Source organism: Mycobacterium sp. 852002-40037_SCH5390672, from assembly GCF_001665875.1.
Lineage (GTDB): Bacteria > Actinomycetota > Actinomycetes > Mycobacteriales > Mycobacteriaceae > Mycobacterium.
In genome coordinates, this window is record NZ_LZTA01000052.1 from 1 (window position 1) to 22,347 (window position 22,347).

Annotated in this window: 25 protein-coding genes; 12 read left to right on the forward strand and 13 right to left on the reverse strand. The window is 68.2% G+C overall.

The window, feature by feature from the left end; genetic code table 11:
* The 6 genes from A5782_RS08920 to A5782_RS08945 form a co-directional block, all read left to right on the forward strand.
* Window positions 1-694 (forward strand): ABC transporter ATP-binding protein (locus A5782_RS08920; RefSeq protein ID WP_067098122.1); only part of this gene is annotated, 694 nt, incomplete at its 5' end.
* A complete protein-coding gene (locus A5782_RS08925) occupies window positions 691-1,545 on the forward strand; it encodes an NUDIX hydrolase (protein ID WP_067098125.1) in 855 nt (284 codons plus the stop codon). The genes A5782_RS08920 and A5782_RS08925, both read left to right, overlap by 4 nt.
* Window positions 1,542-2,306 carry an enoyl-CoA hydratase gene (locus A5782_RS08930; protein ID WP_156623862.1) on the forward strand — a complete coding sequence of 255 codons (765 nt, stop codon included), beginning with the start codon at window positions 1,542-1,544 and terminating at the stop codon, window positions 2,304-2,306. Before A5782_RS08925 ends, A5782_RS08930 begins: the two co-directional genes overlap by 4 nt.
* Before the next feature lie 10 nt (window positions 2,307-2,316).
* Entirely contained in the window at window positions 2,317-3,288 is a 972-nt protein-coding gene (locus tag A5782_RS08935; protein WP_067098131.1) for a class I SAM-dependent methyltransferase, read from the forward strand.
* 48 nt (window positions 3,289-3,336) lie between these two features.
* A complete protein-coding gene (locus A5782_RS08940) occupies window positions 3,337-4,542 on the forward strand; it encodes a class I SAM-dependent methyltransferase (protein WP_231986629.1) in 1,206 nt (401 codons plus the stop codon).
* 70 nt (window positions 4,543-4,612) lie between these two features.
* A complete protein-coding gene (locus tag A5782_RS08945; RefSeq protein WP_067098134.1) occupies window positions 4,613-5,296 on the forward strand; it encodes an esterase in 684 nt (227 codons plus the stop codon).
* A 4-nt stretch (window positions 5,297-5,300) separates the two neighbouring features.
* Here A5782_RS08945 and A5782_RS08950 read toward each other — a convergent pair whose 3' ends face one another.
* Together A5782_RS08950 and A5782_RS08955 are read right to left on the reverse strand one after the other, a co-directional pair.
* Window positions 5,301-5,690 carry a DUF6264 family protein gene (locus A5782_RS08950; RefSeq protein WP_067098137.1) on the reverse strand — a complete coding sequence of 130 codons (390 nt, stop codon included), beginning with the start codon at window positions 5,688-5,690 and terminating at the stop codon, window positions 5,301-5,303.
* Between the two features lie 18 nt (window positions 5,691-5,708).
* Window positions 5,709-6,959: a PQQ-binding-like beta-propeller repeat protein gene (locus tag A5782_RS08955; protein ID WP_197694166.1), complete on the reverse strand. Its 1,251-nt coding sequence runs from the start codon at window positions 6,957-6,959 to the stop codon at window positions 5,709-5,711.
* A gap of 167 nt (window positions 6,960-7,126) precedes the next feature.
* On the opposite strand from A5782_RS08955, the gene A5782_RS08960 reads away from it, so the two are divergent.
* On the forward strand, window positions 7,127-7,864 hold the full coding sequence (locus tag A5782_RS08960; RefSeq protein WP_067098142.1) for an acetyltransferase: 738 nt from the start codon (window positions 7,127-7,129) through the stop codon (window positions 7,862-7,864).
* A 50-nt stretch (window positions 7,865-7,914) separates the two neighbouring features.
* On the opposite strand, the gene A5782_RS08965 is transcribed toward A5782_RS08960, so the two are convergent.
* Window positions 7,915-8,394, reverse strand: coding sequence for a TspO/MBR family protein (locus tag A5782_RS08965; RefSeq protein WP_067098145.1), 480 nt, complete (start codon window positions 8,392-8,394; stop codon window positions 7,915-7,917).
* A gap of 244 nt (window positions 8,395-8,638) precedes the next feature.
* Between A5782_RS08965 and fni the strand changes: the two genes are divergently transcribed.
* Window positions 8,639-9,685, forward strand: a complete 1,047-nt coding sequence (gene fni / locus A5782_RS08970) for a type 2 isopentenyl-diphosphate Delta-isomerase (RefSeq protein ID WP_067098148.1) — start codon at window positions 8,639-8,641, stop codon at window positions 9,683-9,685.
* Here the strand turns inward: fni and A5782_RS08975 are convergent.
* Window positions 9,682-10,266 (reverse strand): MarR family winged helix-turn-helix transcriptional regulator, encoded by a 585-nt coding sequence (locus A5782_RS08975; RefSeq protein ID WP_067098151.1) that lies wholly within the window; start codon window positions 10,264-10,266, stop codon window positions 9,682-9,684. The genes fni and A5782_RS08975 overlap by 4 nt on opposite strands.
* Before the next feature lie 406 nt (window positions 10,267-10,672).
* On the opposite strand from A5782_RS08975, the gene A5782_RS08980 reads away from it, so the two are divergent.
* Window positions 10,673-10,897: a hypothetical protein gene (locus A5782_RS08980; protein WP_067098154.1), complete on the forward strand. Its 225-nt coding sequence runs from the start codon at window positions 10,673-10,675 to the stop codon at window positions 10,895-10,897.
* A gap of 40 nt (window positions 10,898-10,937) precedes the next feature.
* Here A5782_RS08980 and A5782_RS08985 read toward each other — a convergent pair whose 3' ends face one another.
* The 9 genes from A5782_RS08985 to A5782_RS09030 form a co-directional block, all read right to left on the reverse strand.
* Window positions 10,938-11,948 carry a DUF5914 domain-containing protein gene (locus tag A5782_RS08985; protein ID WP_067098157.1) on the reverse strand — a complete coding sequence of 337 codons (1,011 nt, stop codon included), beginning with the start codon at window positions 11,946-11,948 and terminating at the stop codon, window positions 10,938-10,940.
* Window positions 11,945-13,471, reverse strand: coding sequence for an FAD-dependent oxidoreductase (locus A5782_RS08990; RefSeq protein WP_067098160.1), 1,527 nt, complete (start codon window positions 13,469-13,471; stop codon window positions 11,945-11,947). Before A5782_RS08990 ends, A5782_RS08985 begins: the two co-directional genes overlap by 4 nt.
* Window positions 13,468-14,193: a class I SAM-dependent methyltransferase gene (locus tag A5782_RS08995; RefSeq protein WP_067098164.1), complete on the reverse strand. Its 726-nt coding sequence runs from the start codon at window positions 14,191-14,193 to the stop codon at window positions 13,468-13,470. Before A5782_RS08995 ends, A5782_RS08990 begins: the two co-directional genes overlap by 4 nt.
* Window positions 14,180-14,491: a lycopene cyclase domain-containing protein gene (locus A5782_RS09000; protein WP_067098167.1), complete on the reverse strand. Its 312-nt coding sequence runs from the start codon at window positions 14,489-14,491 to the stop codon at window positions 14,180-14,182. The genes A5782_RS08995 and A5782_RS09000 overlap by 14 nt, the downstream gene beginning before the upstream one ends.
* Window positions 14,488-14,811: a lycopene cyclase domain-containing protein gene (locus A5782_RS09005; protein ID WP_067098170.1), complete on the reverse strand. Its 324-nt coding sequence runs from the start codon at window positions 14,809-14,811 to the stop codon at window positions 14,488-14,490. Before A5782_RS09005 ends, A5782_RS09000 begins: the two co-directional genes overlap by 4 nt.
* Window positions 14,808-15,761 (reverse strand): phytoene/squalene synthase family protein, encoded by a 954-nt coding sequence (locus A5782_RS09010; RefSeq protein WP_067098173.1) that lies wholly within the window; start codon window positions 15,759-15,761, stop codon window positions 14,808-14,810. Before A5782_RS09010 ends, A5782_RS09005 begins: the two co-directional genes overlap by 4 nt.
* Window positions 15,758-17,278 carry a phytoene desaturase family protein gene (gene crtI / locus A5782_RS09015; RefSeq protein ID WP_067098176.1) on the reverse strand — a complete coding sequence of 507 codons (1,521 nt, stop codon included), beginning with the start codon at window positions 17,276-17,278 and terminating at the stop codon, window positions 15,758-15,760. Before crtI ends, A5782_RS09010 begins: the two co-directional genes overlap by 4 nt.
* Window positions 17,279-17,306: 28 nt before the next feature.
* Window positions 17,307-18,431 (reverse strand): polyprenyl synthetase family protein, encoded by a 1,125-nt coding sequence (locus tag A5782_RS09020; protein ID WP_369815606.1) that lies wholly within the window; start codon window positions 18,429-18,431, stop codon window positions 17,307-17,309.
* Window positions 18,432-18,972: 541 nt separating this feature from the next.
* Window positions 18,973-19,464 (reverse strand): STAS domain-containing protein, encoded by a 492-nt coding sequence (locus A5782_RS09030; RefSeq protein ID WP_082942847.1) that lies wholly within the window; start codon window positions 19,462-19,464, stop codon window positions 18,973-18,975.
* A gap of 298 nt (window positions 19,465-19,762) precedes the next feature.
* Between A5782_RS09030 and A5782_RS09035 the strand changes: the two genes are divergently transcribed.
* The 3 genes from A5782_RS09035 (at window position 19,763) to A5782_RS09045 (ending at window position 22,337) form a co-directional block, all read left to right on the forward strand.
* Window positions 19,763-20,479, forward strand: a complete 717-nt coding sequence (locus A5782_RS09035; protein ID WP_067098183.1) for a hypothetical protein — start codon at window positions 19,763-19,765, stop codon at window positions 20,477-20,479.
* 70 nt (window positions 20,480-20,549) lie between these two features.
* Window positions 20,550-21,233 carry a phosphodiesterase gene (locus A5782_RS09040; protein WP_067098187.1) on the forward strand — a complete coding sequence of 228 codons (684 nt, stop codon included), beginning with the start codon at window positions 20,550-20,552 and terminating at the stop codon, window positions 21,231-21,233.
* A gap of 24 nt (window positions 21,234-21,257) precedes the next feature.
* Window positions 21,258-22,337 carry an NAD-dependent epimerase/dehydratase family protein gene (locus A5782_RS09045; RefSeq protein ID WP_067098190.1) on the forward strand — a complete coding sequence of 360 codons (1,080 nt, stop codon included), beginning with the start codon at window positions 21,258-21,260 and terminating at the stop codon, window positions 22,335-22,337.
* Window positions 22,338-22,347: the final 10 nt, after the last annotated feature.

Genomic DNA, 22,347 nt, shown 5'->3' on the forward strand with positions numbered 1-22,347 from the left:
GGCCGGCAAGACCTCGCTGCTGCGGATCGCCGCGGCGGCCGAACATCCCTCGTCCGGCATCGCTTTCGTGCTCGGCGAGCGGCTGGGCCGGGTCGACGTGACCGAGTTGCGATCCCGGATCGGGCTCAGCTCCTCGGCTTTGGCGCAGCGGATACCCACCGACGAGGTGGTACGCGATCTCGTGGTGTCGGCCGGCTACGCGGTGCTGGGCAGATGGCGGGAGCGCTACGAGGACGTCGACTACCAACGGGCGATCGACATGCTGGAGAGCCTGGGCGCCGAGCACCTCGCGGCCCGCACCTACGGAACGCTGTCCGAAGGCGAGCGCAAGCGGGTGCTGATCGCCCGGGCGCTGATGACCGACCCCGAGCTGCTCCTGCTCGACGAGCCCGCCGCCGGCCTGGATCTGGGCGGCCGCGAGGAGTTGGTCGCGCGGCTGGCCGACCTGGCCGCCGACCCGGACGCGCCCGCCCTGGTGCTGGTCACCCACCACGTCGAGGAGATTCCGCCCGGGTTCAGCCACTGCATGCTGCTCTCGGAAGCCGAGGTGGTGGCCGCGGGTTTGCTGACCGACGTGCTGACCGCCGAGAATCTGTCCACCGCCTTCGGTCAGGCGATCGCCCTCGACGTGGTCGACGGGCGTTATTTCGCGCGGCGAGTCCGAACCCGCGCAGCCCACCGGAGGCCGCTATGACGTCACCCGACCAAGCCCCGCTGGTCGCACGGCCGGCCGCCACCGTGATGCTGGTCCGCGACGAACCGCACGGCCCGAAGACCGGGTTAGCCGTCTTCCTGATGCGCAGGCACGCCAAGATGGAGTTCGCCGCGGGGACGATGGTGTTTCCCGGCGGCGGTGTCGACGAACGCGACCGCGACGCGGACTTAGGCGGGCGCGGAGCGTGGGCCGGGCCGCCACCGGAGTGGTGGGCGCAGCGCTTCGGCATCGAACGCGACCTGGCCGAGGCCTTGGTCTGCGCCGCGGCCCGCGAGACGTTCGAGGAGTCGGGGGTGCTGTTCGCCGGACCGGCGGGCCAATCATCTTCGGCACCGGACGGCGTTGTGGGCGACGCCTCGGTCTACCGCGAGGCCCGCCGCGCGCTGGCCGACGGGACGTTGTCATTCGCGGACTTCCTGCGCCGGGAGAACCTCGAGCTGCGCTCGGATCTGTTGCGGCCGTGGGCCAACTGGGTGACGCCGGAGGCCGAGCGCACCCGGCGCTATGACACCTATTTCTTCGTGGGTGCCCTGCCGCAGGGGCAGCGCGCCGACGGGGAGAACACCGAATCCGATCGGGCGGGCTGGACGACGCCGGAGGCGGCCATCGACGACTTCTCGGCAGGCCGCAGCTTTTTGTTGCCTCCGACGTGGACGCAGCTGGACTCGCTGGCCGGGCGGACCGTGGCCGAGGTGCTGGCCGTCGAGCGCCAGATCGTGCCCGTGCAGCCACATCTCGAGATCTCAGGCGACAACTGGGTGTTCGAGTTCTTCGACTCCGACCGCTACCACCAGGCGCGGGAAGCGGGTGGCCTGGGATGGCGGCATTGAGCGAGTTCGTCAGCGTGGTGGTCAGCGACGGGTCCCAGGACGCCGGGCTGGCCATGTTGCTGCTGTCGCGCCCACCGACGAACGCGATGACCCGCCAGGTGTATCGGGAGGTCATCGCGGCGGCCGAGGAATTGGGCCGGCGCGACGACGTCGCCGTGGTGATTCTGTTCGGCGGCCACGAGATCTTCTCCGCGGGCGACGACATGCCCGAGCTGCGCACGCTGCGGGGCTCCGAAGCCGAGAGCGCGGCGCGGGTCCGGCAGGAGGCCATCGATGCCGTGGCGGCGATCCCCAAGCCGACCGTCGCAGCGATCACCGGATACGCGTTGGGCGCCGGGCTCACGCTGGCCCTGGCCGCCGACTGGCGGATCAGCGGGGACAACGTGAAGTTCGGCGCGACCGAAATCCTGGCCGGCCTGGTGCCCGGCGGCGATGCGATGGCCCGCCTGACCCGGGTGGCCGGGGCGAGCAAGGCCAAGGAGCTGGTCTTCAGCGGCCGCTTCTTCGACGCCGAAGAGGCCCTGACGCTGGGCCTGATCGACGAAATGGTGGCCCCCGACGACGTGTACGACGCCGCCGCCGGGTGGGCGCGCCGTTTTCTCGACGGGCCGCGGCACGCGCTGGCGGCCGCCAAGGCCGGGATCAACGACGTTTTCGACCTGGAACCCTCCGAGCGGCGCGCCGCCGAACGCCGGCGCTACGTCGAGGTGTTCTCCGCTGGTCAGGGCGGTGGCGATCTGGCGGATCCCGGCGGCCGTTAGGCTGCCCTGCATGACCAGTTCGACCGACGCCGTTCCGACGCCCCACCCCACCGCCGAGCAGGTGGAAGCCGCCCGGCACGACAGCAAGCTGGCCCAGGTGCTCTACCACGACTGGGAAGCCGAGACTTACGACGACAAGTGGTCGATCTCCTATGACCAGCGTTGCATCGACTACGCCCGGGGTCGATTCGACGCCATCGTTCCCGACGAGGTGCTGCGCGAGCTGCCCTACGACCGGGCTCTCGAATTAGGCTGTGGCACAGGGTTTTTCTTGCTCAACCTGATCCAGTCCGGGGTCGCCCGGCGCGGGTCGGTGACCGATCTGTCGCCGGGCATGGTCAAGGTCGCCACCCGCAACGGGCAGTCGCTGGGCCTCGACATCGACGGCCGGGTCGCCGACGCCGAGGGCATCCCCTACGAGGACAACACCTTTGACCTGGTTGTCGGGCACGCCGTGCTGCACCACATTCCCGATGTGGAGCTGTCGCTGCGTGAGGTGATCCGGGTGCTGCGCCCCGGCGGCCGGTTCGTCTTCGCCGGCGAGCCGACCAGCGCCGGCGACATCTACGCCCGCGAGTTGTCCACCCTGACCTGGCGCATCGCCACCAACGTCACCAAACTGCCCGGCCTGGGTAGCTGGCGGCGCCCGCAGGCCGAGCTCGACGAATCCTCGCGGGCGGCGGCGCTGGAGGCCATCGTCGACCTGCACACCTTCACCCCGGGCGACCTGGAGCGGATGGCCGCCAACGCCGGTGCCACCGAGGTGCGGACCGTCAGCGAAGAGTTCACCGCCGCGATGTTCGGCTGGCCGGTGCGCACCTTCGAGGCGTCGGTGCCGCCCGGGCGCCTGGGCTGGCGTTGGGCGAAATTCGCCTTCAACGGCTGGAAGACGCTGAGCTGGGTGGACGCCAACGTGTGGCGCCGCGTGGCCCCGAAGGGCTGGTTCTACAACGTGATGGTGACCGGGGTCAAACCCTCCTGAGCGTAGGGCTGCGTTTCAGCGCGGCGACGATGCAGGCCGCGCAGCGGCGTGAGGAGGAGCCGGGCAATCAGGTTCAGCGCGGACGACGTCAGTTACCTGCGGTCGCGCGCGGGTGATGCGGCGCTGGCGGCGGTCGCCGGACTCGAACTGACCGACGCCACCCGGGTCGGCGACGTCGCCGCCGCGCGGAGGCAATTCGGGGACCGGACCGCGGTGCTGGTGGAGACGGTCCTGTTGCGCCGCCGCGCCGCCGACAAGCTGAGCGGGCTGGGGCCGGGCGTGGCGGATTGGCTGTTCACCGACGAGGCGCTGCAGCAGGCCACGGCGGCGCCGGTGGCGTTGCACCGGGCCGGGCGGCTGACCGGCGGGACCGACGTCGTCGTGCACGACGCGACCTGTTCGATCGGCACCGAGCTCGCCGCGCTGCACGCTTGCGGGCTGACCGCGGTGGGCAGCGATATCGATCCGGTGCGGCTCGCGATGGCGCGCCACAACCTGGGGGAGGCGGCCTGGATCTGCCGCGGGGACGCCCTGCACCCGATCACCCGCGACGCCGTCCTCGTCGTCGATCCGGCCCGCCGCGTCGAGGGCCGGCGGCGGCTGCGCATCGACGACTACCAGCCCGACCTGGGCTCGCTGCTCCACACCTACCGCGGCCGGGAATCCGTCGTAAAGTGCGCTCCCGGAATCGATTTCGATGAGGTGCGGCGCCTGGGTTTCGGCGGGGAAATCGAGGTGACGTCGTATCGCGGTTCGGTCCGGGAAGCATGCCTGTGGTCGGCCGGACTGGCGCAGCCGGGCGTGGGCCGGCGGGCGAACATGCTGGATCGCGGCGAGCAGCTCACCGACACCGACGCCGACGACTGCCCGGTGCGGCCGGTCGGGCGCTGGATCGTCGACCCGGACGGCGCCGTGGTGAGGGCCGGGCTGGTGCGCCACTACGGCGCGCGGCACGGGCTGTGGCAGCTCGATCCCGACATCGCCTACCTCTCCGGCGATCGGTTACCGGCGGCCGACCGCGGATTCGAGGTGCTCGAGCAGCTGGTCTTCGACGAACGCCGGCTTCGCCAGGCGCTGTCGGCGCAGGACTGCGGGTCGCTGGAGGTCCTGGTGCGCGGGGTGCGGGTCGACCCGGACGCGCTGCGCAAACGGATGCGGCTGCGTGGCAGCCGATCGCTGTCGGTGGTCATCGCCCGCATGGGCGCGCGGGCCTCCAGTCGGGCGATGGCCTTCGTTTGCCAGCCCTCGCGCTAGCGCCGGGTACGCTGGCGGCGTCACTTCCCCGGGTCACCCGCCCTGGCCAGTCTGCGAGGACAATTCCACGATGCGTTACCCGATAGCCGCTGCGCTGCTCGCGGCGGCGGTCTTCTTGGGCGGGCCGGCCGCGGCCGATCCACCGTCGTGTGCCGGCCTGGGCGGCAGTATCGAGGCCGGCCAGATGTGTCGTCTGCACGCCACCGGCCCCAACTACACGCTCAACATGATGTTTCCCGCCGACTACCCGGACGAACAGGCCCTGGCCGACTACATCACCCAGAACCGGGACGGCTTCGTCAACGTTGCGCAGAGTTCCGGGGGACGCGATCAGCCCTTCCAGCTGGAGGCCACCACCGATCAGCACAGTGCCGGGCAGCCGCCGCACAACACGCGCAGCGTCGTGCTCAAGTTCTTCCAGGATGTCGGGGGAGCGCACTCGTCGATCTGGTACAAGGCGTTCAACTACAACCTCGGGACCAAGCAGCCCATCACCTTCGACAACCTGTTCCCTCCGGGCGCTACGCCGCTGGACGCCATCTTTCCGATAGTGCAGCGCGATCTGGAACGCCAAACCCCTTTGGGCGCGGCCATTTTGCCCTCGACCGGACATGACCCGACGCACTATCAGAACTTCGCCATCACCGACGATGCGCTGATCTTCTACTTCGCCCCGGGCGAGATGCTGCCGGCGTTCGGCGGGCCGCTGCAGGCCCAGGTGCCCCGCAACGCCATCCCGCCGCTGGCTCTGTAACGGCTCAGACCGGGCCGGCCTGCAACTCCATCGCCACGGCGGCGATCGCCAACGCCACCTGCGCAATGCACCCGATGATCGGGACGAAAAAGGCCCGCTTCTGGCGCACCAGCAGATACACCGCGACCACGATGTCGACGAGCAAGAGGGCGGCGCCGCCCCAGGTGCCCAGGTTCATGGCCCGGTCGATCCACGCGGGATCGCCGCACTTGCGATAACCGCACGGGTCGGTGCTCATCACCAGCAAGCCCAGCAGCACAAACGTTGCGCCGTAGAGGCCTGCGTGGATGACCAGCAAGACGAGCGTCGCCACGATGTCGGCGGTGTTGCTGCGTTGGGTTCCGGAAGTGTTGGTTGTTGCGACGCCGTGCGCCGCGGGGTCGTCGATCGGCACTACACAAGTATGTCCCGGTCACTCCGGCGCAAAACCGTAAACCTGACCGTCGCTGGTCGCGGCCACCACGCGGCGATCGCTGCCGACCGATACCCCCACCGGATATCCCGTCGCCGCGGGCAGCGGATAGCTGTTCAGGGTGCGGCCGCTGCCCGGATCGAACACCAGCAGTGACATGCCGGGGGCGCCGTTCGCCGGCGGTCCGCTGACCACCGCGTAGCCCACGCCCGCGCCGGCCAGGCTGGATGTCGACAGGGGCAGGACGTCGTCGCGGCGCCACACCTGATCGGCGTGATCGCCGGCGTCCTTGAACGCCGCCAGCCGGGTATCGGGCCCGCCGCCCGACACGATCAGGCCCTGCTGGGTGACTGCGGGCGGCGTCTGCGCCAAGAAGCCCAACGGCGCCGACCACTTCACTTTCGCGTCGGCGGCACGCAGTGCCCACAGTCGCTGGTCGCGGCCGTTGACGTAGATGGTCGACCCGTCGGCCGATAGCACCGGGCTGGCGATGACACCCGCGCCGACGGCGTCGCTGCTCCATTCCCGGGTCAGCAGCGGCGTCTGCCCGGGGTGATACTTCAGCCCCACCAGACCCGCGCCGCGAGCACCGGGCTGCCAAACGCCGAGCACCACCATCCCGTTGGCCGGCGAAAAGGCGGGCGCGGCCGCGACGGGACACCCCTGGCGGGCCGGCGCGCAATCGGCCAACCCGCGCGCGGCATCGGTGGGGTCGACGCCGTCGACCAGATCGAGTGGGCTCCCCGCGACCTGGCCGCGATGGGAATCGAAGACCAGCACCTGCCCGAGGTGTGTGGCGACGAGCAGCTCGCCTTGCCCGAGGAACCGCGGCGTGGTGGGCATGCCGATCACCGGCTGGCGCCACCGCGTCCACTGGGTCACGGGGAACGACAGGAACGCGCCGGGCTGGCCGACGTAGACGTTGTCGAAACCGTCGAGCAGCGGGCCGCCGAATCCGCCGCCCTGGGCCAGACGCACGCACCAGCGCTGGCGCCCGTTGTCGTTGTTCTCCCACTCCATCAGCGAACATCCCGCCGAGGTTTGCGCGTTGAGGACCAGATAACCGCGCGCGCTCAGCGCCGGTCCGGCGGCCAGACTCCCTTTCACCGACCGGGTCCATTGCGGTGACAGCTTGGTGGCCCCGCCGGTGGTGGTGTAGCTGCTGTTGGCGGCGTCGGCGTACTGCGCAGGCCAGCCTTGCGCGGCCGATGCGTCGACCCACGAGTCGGTGTTGCCGCAAGCGCCGAGCATGACAGCGAGCACAGCTGCCAGCACTACCGATGACCAACGCCGGAGCCCCCTGACGAGGTGTCGGGCAAGCACGTCGGTTTCCAAGTCCTTCCGCAGGGCGTTCGGCAGGTGCGGCGATGAAGTACACGTGAGGGTATCGCTTGGCCCCTCGACTAGGCTTTCCGGCCATGACATCCATGTGGGGTGCCCCGGTTCATCGCCGCTGGCGTGGATCGAATCTCCGGGATCCGCGCCAGGCCAAGTTCCTCACGCTGGCCTCGCTGAAATGGGTGCTGCGCAACCGCGCGTACACCCCGTGGTACCTGGTGCGCTACTGGCGGCTGCTGAAATTCAAGCTGGCCAACCCGCACATCATCACCCGCGGCATGGTGTTTCTCGGCAAGGACGTCGAGATTCACGCGACGCCCGAACTCGCGCAGCTCGAGATCGGCCGGTGGGTGCACATCGGCGACAAGAACACCATCCGGGCGCACGAAGGCTCGCTGCGGTTCGGCGACAAGGTGGTGCTGGGCCGCGACAACGTCATCAACGCCTACCTCGACGTCGAGCTCGGTGACTCGGTGTTGATGGCCGACTGGTGCTACGTCTGCGATTTCGACCACCGCATGGACAACATCGACCTGCCGATCAAGGACCAGGGCATCGTCAAGTCCCCGGTCCGGATCGGTCCGGACACCTGGGTGGGCGTCAAGGTGTCGGTGCTGCGGGGCACCTCCGTCGGACGCGGCTGCGTGCTGGGATCGCACGCGGTGGTCCGCGGCGTGATCCCGGACTACTCGATCGCGGTCGGCGCACCGGCCAAGGTGGTCAAGAATCGGCAGCTCGCCTGGGAGAGCTCGGCCGCGCAGCGCGCCGAACTGGCGGCCGCTTTGGCCGACATCGAACGTAAAAAAGCCTCCCGGTAGCCCGCCGGTTGCGGCCCCGTCGCCGCGGCTGCCCACCATAGGCCACTCCCTTAGCGGTTGAGTCGCCAGATGTGGGTGGACAGGATGGTCGCAAAGCCACACCACAGCGGGTAGGGCAGTAACGCCAGCCCGGCGCGCGGCGTGGCTTCGGCCGTGCGCCTGACCAGATCGGCGCTACTGGCGGTCAGCGCCGCGGCCCCGACGGCGGACGCGCCGAGTTTGTGGTACCGAAAGAACAGCCAGCTCCATCCGGCGTTCAGGAGCAGGTTCACCGTCAGTGCCACGGCGTAGCTGCGTGCTTTGTCGCGCTGCCCGGCCGCGTGAAACCGGTCGAGGGTCACCGCCGACGTGGCCGCGATGTCACCGTAGAGCGTGGTCCACGCCGTGGGGAAGGCCGCACGGGGCGGTTGATAAGAGGGCTTGCGAAGCTGCGAGTACCAGCGGGAAACGGCGCTACTGCTGGCAATGCTTCCGGCGCCGGCGGTTGCGGCGACGGCCAGGCTGGTCGCGCCCAGTATCGACCTGTTCACGGCGTGCTCCGTTCTGGTTGTTTCTGGTCCGCTTGTTGCTCAACGGCTTTGGCGCAAGTTCCGTCCCGTCGCAGCGGCCGCCAGGGGATCCCACACCACGAATACAACCCTTTCAGTTTCTTAAGCATTAAGCAACTGAAATGACGTATCGCCTGGCAACCGCTTCGGCGGTACGCAAAGGGGGCACTATGGACATTATGAACGCGGGGCCGGGGGCAGTGTCGGACGCGAAAGGGCGCCTGCGATGACCGCTGACCGGGGGGAGATGACGACCCGCAAGCGGCGGCACATCGATGTCTGCCTGAGCGAGCAGGTCGGCTATGACGGCGTCACCACCGGGTTGGACCGCTATGAATTGCCGTATAACGCGCTGACTCAGACGAACCTGGACGACATCGACTTGTCCACCGGCTTTTTCGGTGCAAACCTGCGGTCTCCGATACTCATCGGTGCGATGACGGGGGGCGCCGAGTTGTCCGGCACGATCAACCGCAACCTGGCCGCGGCGGCTCAACAGCTGGGCCTGGGCATGATGCTGGGCTCGCAGCGGATCATGCTGGACAGTGCGCTGGGGGAGCGCGCCGCGGGCAGCTTCGCGGTGCGCGATGTCGCCCCGGATGTCTTGCTGTTCGGCAACATCGGCTTGGCTCAACTGACGAAGACCGCCATGCGGAATCTGGCGAAGGCCCTTGACCGGGTGGGTGCCGACGCCCTTGCCGTGCATACCAATCCGCTTCAGGAAGCGATGCAACACAACGGCGACACCGATTTCTCCGGATCGCTGAGCAGGTTGCGCGAGACCGCTGACACCCTCGACTATCCCGTGCTGCTCAAGGAGGTTGGGCACGGGATCGGTGGCTCAGCGGCCGCGGAGCTGGCCGGGGGAGAAGGCGAATTGCCGGTGGCCGGAATCGACGTCGCGGGCGCCGGCGGCACGTCGTGGTCGCGGGTCGAGCAGTTCGTGCGGTACGGCGAACTGCGCTATCCGCACTTGGCTGATTGGGGTATCCCCACCGCTCGCGCCGTCGTGGAGGTGCGTGAGGTGCTACCGGCGGTCCCGTTGGTGGCCTCGGGTGGCATCCGCACCGGTATGGATGCGGCCAAGGCGATAGCACTGGGTGCCGATGTCGTGGCGGTGGCGCGGCCGCTGCTGCCAGCGGCGATCGAATCGACTGCCGCCGTGGTGGATTGGCTGCAGCCGTTCATCGACGAGCTTCGCATCTGCCTGCACGGCTGTGGCGCCGCAAACCTGGCACAACTGCGCGATGTCGACCTCATCGGCGTGGCCTAGGTCCGCGCGGCGCCGCGACTCGCCGGGCTGCGACGGCCTTTCACGGTCGCGCGCTTCGGTTCGGTGGCGGCGGGTGTTTTGGGACTCGGTGTGGCGAGGCGGGATTCGAAGCCGGCCATCGCGTCGATCATCGCCGTGAACACCCGGTGTGCCGCCGCCAGGTCGCGATCGGGAAGGTTGGCCAGGGCGGTACGGAGCTCGGCGCCAAGGGGAGTGAAAAACGACCGGGCCAGTGCCATGCCCCGTTTCTCGTAGCGGAGCAGGGTCTTGCGCCGGTCCTGGGGATCGGGTTCGCGCCGGACGTGGCCGGCCTCGATCATGCGATCGACGAGATAGGTGATCGCGGCCGGTGAGACGTCCATCCGCCGTCGCAACTGTGCCGCGGTCAACGGCTCGCCGGCGGTTTCGGCGACCATGATGTGCAGCAGTGCGTGGAAATCCGTGCCGCTCACATCGTTCTGGCGGGCAAAGTGCCGGCCAATCCGGTCGGACTGCGCGGTGATCGCACGCATGTCGGCCGACATCAATTTCTCGAGTTCGGCTCGGTCTACTCGCCGGTCAGCGGCGGCGCGCTTGGTCACTTACCCGCATCCTTCTTGCCAGCTACGCCGACCAGCGTATCGGCGACCGCTACCCGCGGCCGGCAAAACGCACGGGCGATTCTCCTTTGTAGCCCATTGCGGGCATCACTGAGAGACAACACGCCCCGCAGCATTCCCGGTGCGATCGGTGGCATCAGCCTACGGCACCCCGAAGCGACGATCGCGGCGGCTCAGCCGCACTGAGCAGGCAATATCGGGATTTCGCGCGGTCGTGTCCTCAGTCCATCAACGAGTATCGCCACGGGCTCTCGACGATCTCTTTCCCATGGACCGCCGATTGCGGGATTCGGTGATTCAGTAATTGAATAGTTAAGCTGCCGGCGCAAACCACCGCTGACCGCGCAGGACGGTTTGACTGGGTCGGCCCCGGGTATGTGATGTGGCGATGACTTTGATCGAGACCTCACGGCGCCTGGGGCGCGCCGAGCGCAAAGCGCTGCGCCTGCAACGGCGTTTGTGGCTGGCGCAATTGGCCATGTGGCCAACCGTGATCCTGTTGGCGGCGGTCCTGCTGGCGGGTGTGTTGTGGGTACTGCGGCAGCGGTCGACCGGCCGCCGACTCAACCCGGCTCCCGCGGCGACCGACCCGGCGGCCGAGCACGCCCCCTGAGACGGCGGCGGCGGTTTCACACGCACCGCCCGGGTTTGGCTTACCCGCGTTCGGCGCGGACCTGGTAGCGGCGCTCGGCATAGGCGAGGTCGTCGCGCCAGAGTCTGGTGGACGCATAGCGCATGAACGGGGTGATCAGCGGCGCCGCCCGGGAGGCGCGCCTGAAACCGGCCCGCTCCGAACGCGCGATGGTGGCCTCGAGGACGGCGGTGCGGGGTTGCCCGTCTGGCCCTGAACCCATTGGCGTCGCGTGGGTTTCGACGACGCTGCCCGTCCCCTCTCCGTCCACGATGCGCATGACGATGGTGCGTGCCTCCGGGCAACTGAACTCCGCGACGACGGGCACCCCCAGGCGTCCCATCCGGAATGTCACCGCCACCAAGAATCGGTCCGCCTGTTCCGTGGGCGTCGTGAGCACGTCGAGCCGCGTGAACGAGTAGGGGTGAAACCACGCGCCGTGCCACGGATCCAGCCGATTGGCGATGACGTCGGTCGGTTCGCACACACCCACCATGCTGGCGACCGCGCTCAGGGTGTCGCCCGTGGGTCTTTCCGGAATCACCGGGTGGTCCAGAGGCTCCTCCCCGCCCACCGCGTCGAGCCGCACCCACGCCAGGGCGCCGTCGTCGTGACTGGGCAGCGGGCTCCAGCCGAATTCGTGCGCGTATCCGTCCAGCGTCAGCCCGTGCCACCGGCAGATCAGCGTGCCCTGGCGCACGGTGCCGGTGGCGAGGTCGGCCCCCAAATGGGGACAACTGCGCGGTCCCACGCACAGCCGGCCCTGTTCGTCGCGCCAGGCGACGACATCGACGCCGGCGACGCGCGTACCGAAGGGCCGCCCGCCGGGCACCTGGCGGCTCGCGGCGAACGCGTACCAGTTACCGGTGGGTTTGCGCTGGGAGCGTTGCAGCGCGGCCTCGATGATGGCAGGTTGTGCGTCGCGATATGTCGGACGCTGATCGGCCCAGGACATGCGCGGCATCACCTGCAGTGGCCATCCTTTGGTCCGGATGGCGGACAGACGTTGTTGGAGTTGGGTGCGGATCTTCATGGTCGGGTGGATCTTTCGCGGGCGGCAAGCCATCGCAGCAGTGGTGACCGGCCTTGGGTGGGTACCGTGACCAACGGGTGTCCGGCTAGGCCCCATCGTTGCAGTAATTGATTCGCGGCGCACCAGCCGGTGGTGGCCGCGCGCTCCATGAGAGCCACCGGCAAGTCGATTCGGATGGCGTCGCCGGCCAGCAGCAGGCCCGGAGTGGGGGTGATGACCGTGGGGCGGTGGGGATAGGAGCCCGGCGAGAACAGCGGGCAGTCGCTGCGATGCAGCAGCTTCTCGTGGACGATCTGTGCCGCAGCGGTTTCCGGATACACCCTGTGCAGTTGGCGGAGCGCAGCAGCACGAGACGGCACGCAATCCAGTGCATACGAGTGCAATTCGACGACAGAACCGTGATGCGCGGTGGCCCAGTTACGCGCTTCGCGTTCATAGCGCTCCAGCACGCTGATGTTGTCCAGCGGTTCGTGTCCGGCCGTGCCCAGAAACGCCGGCCGGTGTGCGGCGACCGGGCGGTCGAGCCACAACCGATGCACGGCGAACGGCGGCGCGGCGCGCAGCCGGGAGATCTGGGCGCGCCAGTCGGCGGTGCCCAGTTCGCTCGACGCCGCAACGATCCGCTGCAAACCCGCGATGTCGGTGGCCACTACGACGGCATCGACATCGCAGTGGTCATCGGAATCGGTCCGCACCCGAAAACGCTTCGTGGACGCTGTGTCGATGCTCAAGACTTTCGTGGCGAGCCGAAAACGCACGCCGCGCCCTTCGAGGTAGCTGCGCAACGGCTGCCACAGGGCGCTGTCGTAGTTCGCGCGCGGCACGTCGAAGATCAGTCCTTCGGCGGAGCCCAGGAAGTAGATGTGGAACATGGTCGCCAACTCGGCAGCCGAGAGTTCCGAGGGGTCGGCGAAGAAGCTGCGGGAAAACACCTCGAACGCCAGATGCCGTGCGGCCGCGGGGAACCGGATGTCTTCGAGAAACGTGGCGGCGTCGGTGTGGTCAAGGCGCTGGTAGGTGCCGGGCACCGATACCGCGGCCAGTGGTGCGGCGGCGCGGGCGCTGATACGGGTGAAGTCACGAAGCCGGAATGTCGGGCTGCGCGCCGCGAAGACCACGGCGTTCCACGGCGGCGTGCGCGGCAGCCCGCGGAAACTGTCGCGCCGCCCCGCTCCGTCGATCAGCGGGTAATCCTCGACGGGAGTGAGCATCCGCAATTGCGGGTCGATCCGCCGCAGCAGGGCGCGCAGGTTGTAATACTGCCGGAAGAATGCGTGGAAGCCGCGGTTCATCGCGAGCTCGGCGTCGCCGTCCCGCTCGGTCCAGCCCCCCACCCGGCCGCCGAGGTAGTGCTCGCTTTCGATGACCTCGACGGTGACGCCGCGCTCGGCCAGCCCGGTGGCGGTCGTCAGCCCGGCGATCCCGCCGCCGACGACGGCCACCCGGGGGCGCGACTCGAGTGCACCGGCGTCCGGCAGTCCCGTTGGCGCGGGGAATGTTCGGCGACGTCGATCGGTGGTCATCGCGGCGCATCCGCCAGGAAAGTGTGCACGATGTTGGCTTCCCAGCCGGGCATCGTCTCGCTGTGCACCGCGGTGAAGCCGGCGTCGGCCAGGCGAGTCCGAAACCGCGCGGCGCCGTCGAACCCCAGAACGCTGCGCCACAGGTAGCGATAGAGCCCGGCGTCCCGGGTGCGCCACCACCCGGCGGGAATGATGATGCCCCAACACACCGCGTGCCAGATCTTGATGGCCGCGGGGGAATCGCGCACCGAATATTCGTGCACCGCCAGAGTGCCGCCCGGGCACAACAACTCGCGGAACTTGCGCAGTTGATCGTCGCGGTCGGCGACGTTGCGGATCAGGTAGGCCGCCAGGATGCCGTCGAACGGTCCGGTGATCCCGTGCTCGGCCAGCTGTTCGACGGGGGTGTGCACGAAGCGCACCGAGGCGGGCCACTCCTTCGCGAGCGCCGCGTCGAGCATTCCCCGCGACGCGTCGACGGCGACGATGTCGGCCTCCGGTGCGACCGCGAGCAACGCGGCCGTCGATGCGCCCGTCCCGCATCCGGCATCGAGCAACCGTAAGCCCTTGCCGCGGGCGGGAATCCGCATCCGCCGAGCCGACAATGCCAGCTGCGTGTGGTAGCCCGGGCTGGCGCCGACCAGCCGGTCGTATGCCGCAGCGCTCGCGTCGAACGCGGCCGTCAAGTCGCCGGATGCCGGGCCGGCATCACCGACGTGCACGTTGCCGTTCCCACAGCACCAGCACCGCGGTGACCAACGCGAAGCCGAATAGAAAGTCCTCGACCGGGATGTCGAACGGGAACCGCACGCCGCTCAGCTGCCGATCGTCATAGATGACGATGGGAGAACTGAGTTTGGTCAGCCAGCCGTCCACCGGGACCTGGAATCCCAGCACGATCAGCATCGACAGCCAGTACGCCGGCCGCCGGAACAGCCCGGTCCGGAGCACCGCCAATTCCAGTGCGCAGACCAGCAATACCGCCAGCGCCGCCGGCAGGGTGTAGCCGAGGCCGGTCATCGGCGGTGCACCTTTTCCAGGATGGTGCTCACGGCGTTGTAGGTCAGCAACGCGCAGACCGGAATGACAACGAAGAACAGCACCTCTTCGATCGGCACCCGCAACGGGATGCTCAGGCCGCACAGGTAGGCGCGCTCGTATGTCCACACGTGGGCGGCGACCGCGATCGCATCCCAGACCAGGAACACCGCGGCCACCGGCACGACCGCCTTGACGACGCGTCGCCACTGCCGATAGACGCCGGGGCCGAAGATCTCCAGCGGCGCGGTGATCACCAGGCATGCGGCCAGCACCGCCAGGTATTGCCACCGATCGCTCATGCGGCCCCCGATTGACGAACGCCCCGTGCGCTGTTGCGCGCCCGCCACGACCGTATCAGCCCTGCAGCGGCGACCCGAAGCCGTCGAGCCGTGCCGACGGTGGCGCGGTGATCGAACACCGCGAAGTCGCTTCTTTTGATGCAGTCCAAGATCTCCGAGTACAGCGCCGCCGCGGTTGCCACGCACGGTCGTGAACGACGGGCCAGCGTGGCGATTCCCTGCGCGGCGAATCGGTAGGTCTGTCTTGCGTTTTCGTGCTGGGCGATCAAGGCCCGGCGCACCCGGGGATCGGTGCGGCGGTGCATGTGGCACCACGTCAACAGTTCTCGATCGACCCCGTCGGCGGCCAGTTCGTCGGCCGGCAGGTAGACCCGGCCGCGCAGCAGATCCTCGTCGACGTCACGCAGGAAGTTGGTGAGCTGGAACGCCCTGCCCAGCGCCGCGGCGTACGGCGCGGCCTCCTGCACGGGCGTCACGGTTCCCAATACCGGAAGCACCTGCAGCCCAATCGCTTCCGCGGAGCCCCGCATGTAGCGGTTGAGGGCCGCCCGGTCCGGATAGTCGGTGACCGTGAGATCCATCCGCATCGAAGCCAAAAAGTCCTCGAACAGCCCGGTGCTGATCTGATAGCGCCGCACAGTATCGGTGACCGCGGCCACCAGCGGATCCTCCGGATGAGCACCGCCGGAGAAGAAACGCTCCGCTAGCTGCTGCAGCAGCCGGCCGCGGATGTCGGCGCCGACCTGTGGATCGACATCGTCGAGGATATCGTCGGCATACCGGGCGAAGCCGTACAGCGCATGCACGGGCGGGCGCTGGTCGGGCGCGAGCAGCCGGGTGGCCAGGAAGAAGGTGCGGCCATGCGCGGCATTGAGTTCGCGGCACTGGCGATACCCCTCGCGCAGCTGCGGATCGTCGATTCCGGCCGCGGCCAGTTCGCTGCGCATCATGGCGGATCGGCTTTCATGTCAAAGTATGCGGCCGAGCGCTTGACGATGCCGGTGATTCGGTCGGCGGCGAGCCGCCCGGAAATCAGGGTGGTCGGAACGCCGATGCCGGGCACCGTGGAGGACCCGGCGAGCACCGCGTTGTCGATGCCGCGCACCATATTGCCCGGGCGAAACGGTCCCGTCTGGCCGAAGGTGTGGGCAAGCGCGAACGGGCTGCCGGCCGCCATGCCCTGACGCGCCCAGTCGGCGGGTGTGACGACATCCAAAACGGTTGCGGCGTGGGCTAAATCGGGCAGCAGCCGCTCGGCGACCAGCGCGATCATGTCCTCGACGTAGGCGCCGCCGGCTCTGTCCCAATCAATGGTGCCGCGATCCAGGTTCGGTGCCGGGGCCAGCACGTAGAGCAGATCGCGCCCCTGCGGAGCCAGGGTCGGATCGCTGGCCGTCGGTCTGGTGACAAGTAACGACGGGTCCCGCATGAGTTGACCGTCACGGACGATGTCGGTGAAGGTCTGATCCCATGCCTCGCCGAACAGGATGGTGTGGTGGGCCGTCTCGGAGGCGACGGCGGGACAACCCAGGTGAGCGACGACGGCCGAGGGTGAGGATCGCAGCCGCACGGCGCGACGGGGTGTGCGGCCCAGCAGCGCGTAGGTCTGCGGCAGTTCGGTGGTCAGCACCACCGCATCGCAGGCGATGCGTCCGGACTTCTCGGTCACTGCGGCGCTGACCTTGCTGCCGGTGCGTTCGAGCGCGGTAACGGTTGTGCCGTAACAGAATCGGACGCCGGCGGCGGTGGCGGCCGCGGCCAGCCCGTCGGGCAGCGCGCGTACGCCGCCGCGCGGGAACACCACCCCCGAGATGGTGTCCATGTAGGCGATGACCGCATACACCGCCAGCGCATCGCGTGGCGCCACGCCCGCGTACAGCGACTGGAAGGTGAAGATCCGCTGCAGCCGTGGGTCGCTGATGTACCGCTTGACCATGCGGTCCCATTTGCGGAAGCCGCCGATCGCGGTCAGCTGCGCCAACTGCGGCGTGAGCAGCGACAGCGGCGAATCGAAGTTGGCGGCGATGAACCCGTCGAATTCGGTGCGGTACAACCGCGTCAGCCATTCCCGAAGCCGACGGTAGCCCGCTGCCTGCCCGAGGCCGGCGAACTCTGCGACGGCGTCGGCCATCCGATCGGCATCGGTGTGCACGTCCAGCGCACTGCCGTCGGCGAACACGGCGCGGTAGGCCGGATCGACGGCCAACAACTCCATCCGGTCGCAGAGCTGCTCGCCGACCGCCGCGAACGTCTCGTCGATGATGTCCGGCATGGTGAGCACCGTCGGCCCCGTGTCGATCCGGTAGCCGTCGATGTCGAGGCGACCGGCCCGCCCGCCCGGCCACGGCTCGCGCTCCACCACCGTGACCGCGCGGCCCCGACCGGCCAGGTGCAACGCCGCGGAGAGACCCGCCAGCCCGGCCCCGATCACCACCACGTGATCTGCGCGCCCTTCGATGGTCCGCATGATCAACAGGCTCCCCGGTCGCTACTGCTCATTCGGCGCGGTCCGTGCAGACGGCCGCCATTTCGGCCAGTGCGGTGCGAACGGGCTCGTCAATCGGCAAGTCGCTGAGGTGGTCGCAAGCGGAAGCGACGCGGTCGCCGATCATCTCCTCGATCAGCTGCACCGCTCCCGTCTCGACGATCAGCACCTTCCACCTGTCGATCGCGTTGTCGTCGAGGGTTTCACGGTTCGCGAGCTCGCTGAGTTCACGCCGGCTCGGCGCATCGGCCAGCTGGTGGGCGGCGACCACGACGCTCGTCGCCTTGCGCTCCAGCAAATCACCCGCGCAGGGCTTTCCCGTTCTTGCCGGCGCACCGAACACGCCGAGCACGTCGTCGCGAAGCTGGAATGCCTCGCCGACGGCGGCACCGTAGCGACCCAGTTGGGACAGCGTCCGATCGTCGCACTCGCCCATCGCCGCGCCGATTTCCAGCGGCCGCCGCACCGTGTAGTTGCCCGACTTACGCCGTGCCACGTCGAGCACGACTTCCAGCCCGGGCATCCGTCGCGCATCGTTGGTCAAGTCGGCGAATTGCCCGACCGCGAGTTCGATTCGCATGGCGTCATAGCGCGGCCACGCGCGTTGCAGACGCCGGGGCTCGACGCCGCTGTCACGCAGCATCTGTTCGGCCCAGATCAGGCAGAGGTCGCCCAGCAGGATGGCGGCCGATTCACCGAAACGTCGCGAGCAGCCGGACAATCCGCGCTCGCGATGCCATTGCCCGAATTGCCGATGCGCCGACGGGCGCCCGCGCCGTTCGTCGGATCCATCCATGACGTCGTCCTGCAGCAGCGCGAAGGCGTGCACCAGCTCGAAACTGGCCGCGGCCCGCAGCGCCGCGTCGTCGGGCGGCGCACCGCACAGCCAGCCCAGGTAGACGAATGTGGACCGCAGGCACTTACCGCCGGAGACGAACTCCACGAGGACGTCGCCGGCGACGTCGACGCGCGCATCGTCGAGTTCGCCAACACGTCGCGCGGCGATGAAATCGGCGACATCACCCATAACCGTCCGCCGCACGTTCGATCGCCATGTCTGAAAGTCATCCGCGCTGAGCCAACCGATCGCCACCGGCGGCGACGCCGTGGCGGGTGAAGACGACAAAACCCTCATAATGCCCAAGCGCTCCCTCCAGGACGGCTAGGCATGCCCAGGCCTGCGGCCTAAACACACGCGTCATACCCGCCCACGAGGCGGGCAAAACCACAACGCTGACCCTCGGACGCCGCCCCGCGTCGCCCGCCATCACATACCACCTTGTTCAATAACTTAAACATTAATTTAGTGAAACTTCACCGTCCTCCGCGAGCCGACGCGGACCGACGAGGCGTGCCGGCCGCTCGGTACCCGGAGCTAGTTGCCGATCTCGGCCGATCTGGCTGAGCTATCAACCGAGCCCGATCAGATCGGGCGGTTCGTGCTGATACATAGGCTGCGGCCCAACGATTTTCGCGCCCTACCCTACAGCGCGGTGGCTGAAACCGGCGATCGGCCGATGCCTGCGGCGACCAGCCTGCGGACGGGCTGTCGGGTCCACGATGGATTCGGTCCGGCCACCGGCTGCTCGTTCGTCAGTCCCCTGATCGATGCGTCGCTGCATCCAAGTACTGCGCGAGTGCCGAAAACCTGACCCGCGCAGCGGTTTAGGCGAAAATCACGACGCAGCGCTGTGGGCGGTTTGGCGCCGGGGTGGCCGCGGCCGGGCCAGGTCGGTCAGGAAGCGACGGCGCGCTCGCACGATGTCTTCGATGTTCTGGAAGGCCTCGGGCACCGAGCCGGCGATCGGCAACCCGTTGTCGTGCACGATGCGTAAGAGGGGGCGAACCGCCGCTCCGGCGACCACGCCGCAGTACACGCGCGACTTGCGAAGCTCGTCGTTGAGGAACAGCAGCGCCCGAAAACCTTCCACACTGACAAAACGCAGATGGCTGAGGTCAATGACCAAGGGGGTCTTGAGCCGAGCGAAGTTTCGGATCGCTTGGGTGAGGTCATGTGCGTTCGAGGCGTCGACCTCGCCGTCGACGCGCAGGACCGTCCCGAGATTGCGGGCGTAGACAAACAGGTGTGCCCTGTCGAAGTGAGCCGTGTACCGGCATCGTGCGGGGTCGTGTGGGTCCGCTGAATTTGCGGAGCTAATAGCGGCCATGAGAGCGCCTATCGAGTGTTGGTGAGAAGGGAGTGAACAGTGTTTTGCACACCGCTCCCGCTAGAGACGCAGCTGTGAACTCAACCTGTCCGGCAGCTTACCGCCGGGGTGAACGCTCACCTATCACTATGCCGAAATGCCCAGGTGAACTGTTCGTTTCCTGGCCCTTTTGCGGCCCGCACTTGGTCGCGCGCGGGACGGAGCCGGACGTCGTTTGACCGCACAGGACGCGGGTATACGTGTGTCAAGTAACAAACGCGATAGATCCCCTGATGGACGTGAGGGGTGATGCGTCCCAATGGAAGAGCCCAAACGCCGGTGGTGCCGGCTGGTGATCGTATCCGCATTCGCGACGATGCTTTTTGCCGCACCGGGTCAGGCGGTTGCCGACCCGGGCACCATGGTGTTTCCCGGGATGGAAATCCGCCAGGGCAATGCGGTCTGCATGGTGGGGCTGGTCGAGCTGCGGTTGCGGGTCGCCGTGACCAGTGGCCAATGCGATGGCGGGAAGTCGGTGGTGACCGACGGTGACCGCAAGGCGATCGGCGACGTGGTACTCGGCCGCCGCCAAGTCGATGCCGACTCCACCGCAGACACCTCGATGTTGCCCGTGGAGTACGAAGTCATCGCGATTGCGCCGAACGTGACGGCCAGCGACGTGCTGCCGACGGGGCGCCATCTGGTGTCCGCGCCCGGGATGCGCGCACAACCCGGGATGCCCGTGTGCCAGCTTCGTAGCGCGAGCGGCCAACGATGCGGTTCGGTCAGTTCGGTCGGCAATGGCCGCTTCGCCATGACCGACATGGCCGCCGAGAGCCGGGACTTCGGCGGTCCGGTCTACACCTTGACCGACGACAACAATGCGGTGATCGTGGGATTGGTCGAGGGCACCTGGAGATCCTCGCCGCAGATCGAGTCGTGGCAGGCGGTCATGGCACAGGTCTACATCGACAGCCACACCTACAATCCGCAGCAACGACCGCCCGTGCTGCGAATGATCAGTTGGCGCGCCTGATCACCCGGCATGGCATAGCTCGTACACTGAAGCCTTGTTTCCCCCGGCGCAGAATGGGAATCCGCCGCCGGTGGACGTTTTCGAACTTGTGGGGCGGCCCTTTCAGTGGGGCTCCGCCATCCGGGGTAAACGCTTCTTCCATCCGATCGGCGTGCTGGCGGAGGGCTTCATCGAACGCGTTGCCCCTGCGGCCCAAGGTTTGCCGGTCGCGTCGTCGAAGATTGTTGCGCGCGTGTCCAAGGCCACCGGCACGCCAGGCGCGCTGCCCGACTTCATCGGATTGGCCTTCCGGTTGCCTGCGCCGCATCCGTCGGACAAGCCGTGGGACGTACTGCTCGTGTCTTCGGGGTCGGGGGTGCTGTCGCGTGCGGTGGCGCTGCGACCGGCCATGTCGTGGAACGGCCAAATCCTGACCACGCTGATGCCGTTGCGTTATCAGAACAACAATTGGTGGCTTCGGGCCCGAACCTCGAGCGAGATCGGTGGCTCGGGACTGTCCCTGGACAGCGTCAGGACGAAGCTCGAGCGCAGCAACATCGAGGTGGCGCTCGACCAAGCCTGCGGCAGAGGCGATTTCACGCCCGTGGCCCGCATGACCCTGACCACCGCCATCGATCCCGAACGTGACCAGGACGTGTCGTTCGACCCCGTGCTGAACACTGCGCCCGGCTTGAGCCTGCACCCCAAATGGCTCGCGGATCTGCGCGCCCGCGCCTATCAGCACAGCCGGGAGGGCAGAGATGCCGAAGAGTAGCCGCTCGTTCTAAGGAGGTAGCCGGTGTCCAAGCGGATCGTCATCACCGGGGCCAGTGGCAACGTCGGCACCGCCTTGCTGCGCCGGCTCGCCGAAGACGGCACTGGCTATGAGATCGTCGGCGTCACCCGCAGACAGCCTCCGGCGGACGGCGTGTATCGGTCCGTGCGATGGCATGAGCTGGACCTGGCGGCCCCCGGCGTGGAAATTGAGCTGCTCAACGTCTTTCGCGGGGCACAGTGTGTGATCCATCTGGCGTGGGGCTTTCAGCCCACGCGTAACAGGCGCTACCTGGACGCGGTCGCCATCAACGGGAGCTCCGCGGTACTGAGCGCGGCCCACAACACCAAAGTGCCTCACCTGGTGCACATGTCGTCGGTGGGTACCTACGCCGCCGGCCGGTACGGGGAACAGGTCGACGAGTCGTGGTCGACCGCGGGCATCAGGTCATCGGCTTACAGCAGGGCGAAATCCACGGTGGAAGGCATGCTCGACGACTACGAGCGCCGCACCCCCGATGGCGTCGGCATCACCCGGATGCGGCCCGGATTCATCATGCAGCGCGACGCCGCGATGGGACTGGGGCGCTACACCTTGCCCGCGTACCTGGATCCGCAATGGCTGCGCTGGCTGCCGGTACTACCGCTGGACCGCTCGCTGTGCGTGTCGGTCGTGCACGCCGACGATGTCGCCGACGCCTGCGTGAAGGCGATCGAGCATTGTGCGCTGGGGCCGTTCAACCTCGCCGCGGAACCCCCGGTATCCCGCGATGACATCGCAAAAGCGGTGCGGGCACGCCCGATTCATGTGCCCTCGGCCCTGCTCGGGCTCGCGGTGGAGGCATCGTGGCGAGCGAGATTGCAGCCGATCGATCGCGGCTGGCTCGATATGGCGTTTTCGTTGCCGCTGCTGGACACCGGCCGGGCGCGCAGCGTGCTCGGATGGTCACCGCGGTGGGAATCGGTGGCGGCCCTGACCGACCTCATCGACGGGTTCCTGCATGACTCGGGGACGCCGAGCCCGGTGCTTCACTCCCGGTCGTTCGTCGAGGCGATCACCCGTGACGTCACCGACGGTCCGCTCACCGTTCGCCGGGTGCCCTGACTTCGCGGGA

Excerpts from the sequence above, each read along its gene's own strand:
- A5782_RS08925 (WP_067098125.1), top strand. The coding sequence starts at position 691 with ATGACGTCACCCGACCAAGCCCCGCTGGTCGCACGGCCGGCCGCCACC.
- A5782_RS08935 (WP_067098131.1), top strand. The coding sequence starts at position 2,317 with ATGACCAGTTCGACCGACGCCGTTCCGACGCCCCACCCCACCGCCGAG.
- A5782_RS08945 (WP_067098134.1), top strand. The coding sequence starts at position 4,613 with ATGCGTTACCCGATAGCCGCTGCGCTGCTCGCGGCGGCGGTCTTCTTG.
- A5782_RS08955 (WP_197694166.1), bottom strand. The coding sequence starts at position 6,959 with ATGCTCGGCGCTTGCGGCAACACCGACTCGTGGGTCGACGCATCGGCC.
- A5782_RS08960 (WP_067098142.1), top strand. The coding sequence starts at position 7,127 with ATGACATCCATGTGGGGTGCCCCGGTTCATCGCCGCTGGCGTGGATCG.
- fni (WP_067098148.1), top strand. The coding sequence starts at position 8,639 with ATGACCGCTGACCGGGGGGAGATGACGACCCGCAAGCGGCGGCACATC.
- A5782_RS08980 (WP_067098154.1), top strand. The coding sequence starts at position 10,673 with ATGACTTTGATCGAGACCTCACGGCGCCTGGGGCGCGCCGAGCGCAAA.
- A5782_RS08985 (WP_067098157.1), bottom strand. The coding sequence starts at position 11,948 with ATGAAGATCCGCACCCAACTCCAACAACGTCTGTCCGCCATCCGGACC.
- A5782_RS08990 (WP_067098160.1), bottom strand. The coding sequence starts at position 13,471 with ATGACCACCGATCGACGTCGCCGAACATTCCCCGCGCCAACGGGACTG.
- A5782_RS09000 (WP_067098167.1), bottom strand. The coding sequence starts at position 14,491 with ATGACCGGCCTCGGCTACACCCTGCCGGCGGCGCTGGCGGTATTGCTG.
- A5782_RS09005 (WP_067098170.1), bottom strand. The coding sequence starts at position 14,811 with ATGAGCGATCGGTGGCAATACCTGGCGGTGCTGGCCGCATGCCTGGTG.
- A5782_RS09010 (WP_067098173.1), bottom strand. The coding sequence starts at position 15,761 with ATGATGCGCAGCGAACTGGCCGCGGCCGGAATCGACGATCCGCAGCTG.
- crtI (WP_067098176.1), bottom strand. The coding sequence starts at position 17,278 with ATGCGGACCATCGAAGGGCGCGCAGATCACGTGGTGGTGATCGGGGCC.
- A5782_RS09020 (WP_369815606.1), bottom strand. The coding sequence starts at position 18,431 with ATGAGGGTTTTGTCGTCTTCACCCGCCACGGCGTCGCCGCCGGTGGCG.
- A5782_RS09030 (WP_082942847.1), bottom strand. The coding sequence starts at position 19,464 with ATGGCCGCTATTAGCTCCGCAAATTCAGCGGACCCACACGACCCCGCA.
- A5782_RS09035 (WP_067098183.1), top strand. The coding sequence starts at position 19,763 with ATGGAAGAGCCCAAACGCCGGTGGTGCCGGCTGGTGATCGTATCCGCA.